The organism is Sphingomonas sp. NPDC019816 (assembly GCF_050274375.1).
Classification (GTDB): Bacteria; Pseudomonadota; Alphaproteobacteria; order Sphingomonadales; family Sphingomonadaceae; genus Sphingomonas.
This window is the reverse complement of record NZ_JBNNOB010000183.1, coordinates 1-5559: the sequence shown is the minus strand read 5'-3', so window position 1 is coordinate 5559 and position 5559 is coordinate 1. Positions and strand designations below refer to the sequence as shown.

Below are 5559 nucleotides of genomic sequence, written 5' to 3'. Positions count from 1 at the left end.
GGAGCGTGGCCTTCGACTTCGCTCAGGCTGAACGGAGGCTGGTACTGAAACCGTTCAGCCTGAGCGAAGGCAAAGGCAAAGGCAAAGGCAAAGGGAATCCCTCACCCCGAAGGAACCTTCGCCGGTCCCACCCTTTAGCACCCCATGCGCTGGCTTCGTTCGCTCGACATTCCGGCCGAATGGCTGTGGCTTCAACACGTCCTCATCATCGCCGCCGCGATTCTGGTCGCGCTGGTGGTCCATGCGGTGGCGATGCGGGTGGCCGGCCATGCCGCGCGGCGGACCGCCAGCCAGAGCGACGATCTGGTCCTCGAACATATCCGCCAGCCGCTGCGCTGGGTGGCGATCGCCATCGCGGTCAGCTTCGCGATGCGGCTGGTGCCGATGTCCAGCGAGGGGCGGGACATTTGGCGACAGGTACTGGGCTTCGGCGTGCCGGCGCTGCTCGGGTGGCTCGCGGTCGCCGGGCTGCGTGCGTTGCAGGGGGTGGTGTATCTGCGCGCCGATATCAACGTCGAGGATAATCTGCGCGCCCGCCGCAAGCGAACGCGCGCGCAAATCCTCGGGCGGATCGGCATCTTCCTGATCGTGTTCGTGACCGTCTGCCTGATGCTGCTGAGCGTGCCGGGCATCCGCACCATCGGCGTCACGCTGATGGCCTCGGCCGGTATCGCGGGCCTGGTCGTCGGCGCCGCCGCGCAGCCCGCGCTCAAGAACCTGATCGCGGGCGTGCAAATGGCCTTTACCGAGCCGATCCGCCTCGACGACGTGGTCATCATCGACAATGAATGGGGGCGGATCGAACAGATCCACCTGACCTTCGTCGTCGTGCGCATCTGGGACGAGCGGCGGCTGGTCGTGCCGGTCGCCAAGTTCCTGGAGAACAGCTTCCAGAACTGGACGCGCGAGACCAGCCAGCTGCTGGGTTCGGTCTTCTGGTATCTCGACCCGGCGGCGGATATTCCCCGCCTGCGGACGAAGATGGGCGAGCTGGTCGAGGCGAGTCCGCGCTGGGACCGCCGGTTCTTCAACATGCAGGTGACGGATGTGAAACCCGATTCGATCGAGGTGCGCGGCCTGATGACGGCGCGCGACGCCTCGGTCTCGTTCGATTTGCGGTGCGAGATTCGGGAAGGGCTGCTGAACTATATCCGCCACGAAATGCCGGAGGCGCTGCCCCGTCGGCGGTTGGAACATTCCATTCCTCCCCGGCACGGGGAGGGGGACCAGCCGCAGGCTGGTGGAGGGGGCGTGCCGCAAGGTACGTCCTGAGCGGCGGTCCCCCTCCCCGGGCGGGGGAGGATCAGGACGCCGCCGCCTCGATCGCCTTGGCTTCCGCCCTCGCTCCCTCGCCGCGCAGCGCGGTCAGGAACAGCTCGCACCACCAGAACACATCCTCACGCCGGACATTGTCGACCAGGCTTTCCCAGCGCCTGATGCGTTCCTCACGCGGCATGGTCAGCGCCTGGACGATCGCGTCGGACATTTCCTCGGCGCTATAGGGGTTGATGAGGACGGCGTCCTTCAACTGCTCGGCCGCACCCGCGAAACGCGACAGGATCAGGACGCCGGGGTCGTCGGGGTCCTGCGCCGCGACATATTCCTTGGCGACCAGGTTCATGCCGTCACGTAACGGAGTGACGAGCCCGATCCGCGCGGCGCGGTAGATGCCCGCCAGCACCGGCCGGGGAAAGCCCTTGTTGACATAGCGGACGGGTACCCAGTCGATATCGGCATATTCGCCGTTGATCCGCCCCGACAGCGCATCGAGATGGCCGCGAATCTCCTGATAGGTGTTCACCTTCTCGCGGCTGGGCGGCGCGATCTGGAGCATATAGACCAACCCGCGTCGCTCCGGGTTGGACGCCAGGAAGCGTTCATAGCCCAGGAAGCGTTCGGCCAGCCCCTTGGAATAGTCCAGCCGGTCGACGCCGACGATCAGGCTGCGCCCGGTCGCCGACATGTACATGCGTTCGCGCGCGAAGCGGGCGTCGTGACCGTTGGCGGCTTCCTCGAACTCCTTGGTCTCGATGCCGATCGGCGCGCGGATCGCCTGGATGGTGCGGCCGTTCCACGTCACCGCGCCATTCTCGCCCAGCGTCCCGCCCAGCTCCTTGGTGACATAGTCGCGGAAGCTGTCCAGCCAGTCCTCGGTGTGGAAGCCGACCACGTCATAGGCGAACAGTGATTCCACCAGCTTGCGATGGCTGGGCAGCGACAGGAGCAGCCGGACGGGGGGCCACGGGATGTGGAGGAAGAAGCCGATCCGGTTCTTGAACCCCCGCTGGCGCAATTCACGGCCGAGCGGCATCAGGTGATAATCGTGAACCCAGACCAGATCGTCGGGTTCGATCAGCGGCTGCACCGTCTCGGCGAAACGCTCGTTCACCCGGCGATAGCCCGAATCGAAGTCGCGTTCGAACTCGGTCAGGTCGATGCGATAGTGGAAAAGCGGCCACAACGTGCGGTTGGCGTAACCGTTATAATATTCGTCGATATCCTGCTCTTCCAGGTCGATGGTCGCGGTGGTGACGCCGCCGCCCTGCTGGAAATTGATATGGCCGCTGAACTCCTCGGTGGTCTCCCCCGACCAGCCGAACCAGATGCCGCCTTGTTCGCGCAAAGCGGCCAGGAGTGCGACCGCCAGCCCGCCCTGATTTCCGCCCGGCCCGGTGGTGGGCGGCTGGACCCGGTTCGAGATGACGATCAGGCGACTCATCGCACGGCACTCCATGGTTTACTCAGCAGGACGGCACAGTTGATCAGGCCGACCAGCGAATAGGTTTGCGGGTAATTCCCCCATAGCTCGCCCGTATTCGGGTCGATGTCCTCGGACAGAAGCCCGGCGGGGGTGCAGCGCGCCACCATCTCTTCGAACAGCGCGCGGGCGTCCTCATGACGTCCGGTGACATACAACGCCTCGATCAGCCAGAACGTGCAGACGTTGAAGGCGGTATGCGGCAGGCCGAAATCATCCTCGGTCGCATACCGCAGCATGTGGCTGCCGCGGCGCAGGCCCTTTTCAACCGCGTCCAGCGTCGAGCGGAACCGGGGATCGTCGGGCGACAGGAAGCGCAGATCGAGCAGCTGGATGATGCTGGCATCCAGGTCGTCGCCGCCGAAGGTCGCCGACATGCGCTGCGTCTCCTCGCGCCATGCCGATTGCTCGATGGTCTCGCGCATCAGATCGGCGCGCTCCTGCCAGAAGACGCGCCGCTCCTCCAATGCCAGCGCCTGCGCGGCGTTGGCGAGCCGGTCGCACGCCGCCCAGCACATGGCGGCCGAGTAGGTATGGACATGGCTCTTGGTGCGCAGCTCCCACAGACCCGCATCGGGCTGGTCGTACTTCGCCCAGGCGCGCTCGCCGACGCGTTCCAGCGAGTGGAAATCCTCGACCCCTGACATGCGGAACAGCCGCGTGTCGAAGAACGCCTGCACGTCGGACAGGACGATCTGGCCGTACGCGTCGTGCTGGATCTGCTCATAGGCCTGATTGCCGACGCGGACCGGACCCATGGCGCGGTAGCCGGGCAGCTTCGTCTCGATCCGCTCGACCAAGGTGGGCTCGCCGCCGACGCCGTAGAGCGGCTGGATATGCCCGCCCTTGGCCGCATCGACGATGTTGCGTAAGTATTCGAGATACCCCTCAAGCACGTCGAGCGCGCCCAGTCGGTTGAGCGCCTGCACCGTATAATAGGCGTCCCGGATCCAGCAGTAGCGATAGTCCCAGTTGCGCCCCGAATCGGCATGTTCGGGCAGCGAGGTCGTGAGTGCGGCGACGATCGCGCCGGTTTCCTCATGCTGGCACAGCTTCAGCGTGATCGCGGCGCGGATGACGACCGCCTGCCATTCGACCGGCGTCGCCAGGCCGCGCACCCAGTGATGCCATTCGTGCGTGGTACGCTCCAGCATGGCACGGCATGCTTCGTGCAGGACGCCGGCAAAGCTTTCATCCGGGCCCAGGAACATGTGGATCGGGCGTTCGAGACGGAACCACTGCTCGGCCAGGATGTGCCCGACCGGCGCATCGGTGGTCAGGCGCAGCGTCTGCTCCGTCATGATAAAGCGGATATGGTTCGACCCATGGGTGTGATGGGTCGGATGCCCCCAGTTCTTGGCGACGCGCAGGCAGACGCGGATGCGCGGGCTGCCGATCGGCCGGACGATGCGCACGAAGCTGGTCGGGCGATAGGTGCGCCCCTCACGCGAGAAACGCGGGCAGAAATCGGTGATCTCAATGCCGTTGCCCCGGTCGTCCATGTGCGTGGTGACCAGGATGGGCGTGTTGCGAAGGTAACCTTGCGTGGTCGAGACCCGGTCCTCCAGATCGATCGACCAATATCCCGTCTCCGGCTCGCCATCGCCCAGCAGCGCGCAGAAGGCCGGGTCGCCATCGACGCGCGGCACGCAGCCCCAGACGAAACGGCCGCACGAGTCGACCAGCGCCGAGACCTGGCAATTGCCGATCGGCCAGAGATTCATGTCCTGTTGCATTACTCGGCATTCTCCAGCGCTTGGGCAAGCCACTCATGAACAGCGGCGACATCGGGCAGGCGGTAGCGGGCGGCGGTCTCGCGCATCGGGCCGACCAGCACGCCGGCCCCGCCAAGGGCGGCGGCGGCCTCGAACCCGTCCTCGTCGGTCACGTCGTCGCCGAAGAAGATGGGCAGGGTGCCCTGCATGGCGGGCGTTTCCATCAGCGTCCCGATCGCCTGACCCTTGTCACCGGGCAGACGGACCTCGACCATCATCTTGCCGGGTTGCAGGGTCAGGCCGTGACGCTCGGCGATGGCGGTGGCTTCGCGCAACGCCAGCGGCTCGGCGTCCGGGTTGCGGCGGTAATGGAGGCCCGCGCCGAAGCTCTTGGTCTCGAAATACAGGTCATTGGCCTCGGCGACGCTACGCATCTCCTCGGTCGCGGTGGCGAGGTGATCGGGCTTCTCCGGCTGGCTATGACCATCCTGGGGGCTGCGGCGTTCGGCGCCGTGGCTGCCCGCCAGCGTCAAATGCGCGGCCTGCGGGCCGAACAGCGCATCGAGCTGCGCGATCGAGCGGCCGCTGACGATGGCAAGCCGGCCGGGCATGTGCGCGGCGAGCGCATCCAGCCTATCGGCTAGCTCGCGGCTGACATGCACCGCCTCTGGATTGTCGGCCAGCTCGACCAAGGTGCCGTCGAAATCGAGGAACAGGCTGTCCGTCGAGGAAAGTCGGGGCGGGGGCGGGGGCAGGTCGGCCGGCATGGGCGAGAGCATAGCGGATGCGGACATGCCAAGTGAACCCATCCCCGCCGCTCGCGTTCCGCTGCGCTGCCGAAATGATTACGGAAGGGGGGTGACGGCCGCCCAAAGCGCACCCCCTCCCGCAAGCGGGAGGGGGATGGGGGGGAGGGCCCTCTCCACGGGCGACATCGCATGTGGCTTTCCCTCCCCCAGCCCCTCCCGCCTGCGGGAGGGGAGCAAGAAGGGGAGCGGTTCGTGTCTGCGCTGATCGCCGGAGCTGGGCACGCCCCCTCCCGCAAGCGGGAGGGGGATGGGGGAGGGCTTCTTCCCCGAGCAATGT

Annotated in this window: 4 protein-coding genes; 1 reads left to right on the top strand and 3 read right to left on the bottom strand. The window is 66.3% G+C overall.

The annotated features are described in order from the left end of the window. Positions 1-144: 144 nt before the first annotated feature. Positions 145-1272, top strand: coding sequence for a mechanosensitive ion channel family protein (locus tag ACQKJZ_RS17750; protein ID WP_427732841.1), 1128 nt, complete (start codon positions 145-147; stop codon positions 1270-1272). Between the two features lie 31 nt (positions 1273-1303). On the opposite strand, the gene ACQKJZ_RS17745 is transcribed toward ACQKJZ_RS17750, so the two are convergent. The 3 genes from ACQKJZ_RS17745 to otsB are packed head-to-tail and all read right to left on the bottom strand — an operon-like array spanning position 1304 to position 5267. After that, positions 1304-2719: an alpha,alpha-trehalose-phosphate synthase (UDP-forming) gene (locus ACQKJZ_RS17745; protein WP_427732839.1), complete on the bottom strand. Its 1416-nt coding sequence runs from the start codon at positions 2717-2719 to the stop codon at positions 1304-1306. Then, positions 2716-4482, bottom strand: a complete 1767-nt coding sequence (locus tag ACQKJZ_RS17740) for a glycoside hydrolase family 15 protein (protein WP_427732837.1) — start codon at positions 4480-4482, stop codon at positions 2716-2718. Before ACQKJZ_RS17740 ends, ACQKJZ_RS17745 begins: the two co-directional genes overlap by 4 nt. Before the next feature lie 11 nt (positions 4483-4493). Further along, positions 4494-5267 carry a trehalose-phosphatase gene (gene otsB / locus ACQKJZ_RS17735; protein ID WP_427732835.1) on the bottom strand — a complete coding sequence of 258 codons (774 nt, stop codon included), beginning with the start codon at positions 5265-5267 and terminating at the stop codon, positions 4494-4496. Positions 5268-5559 lie beyond the last annotated feature (292 nt).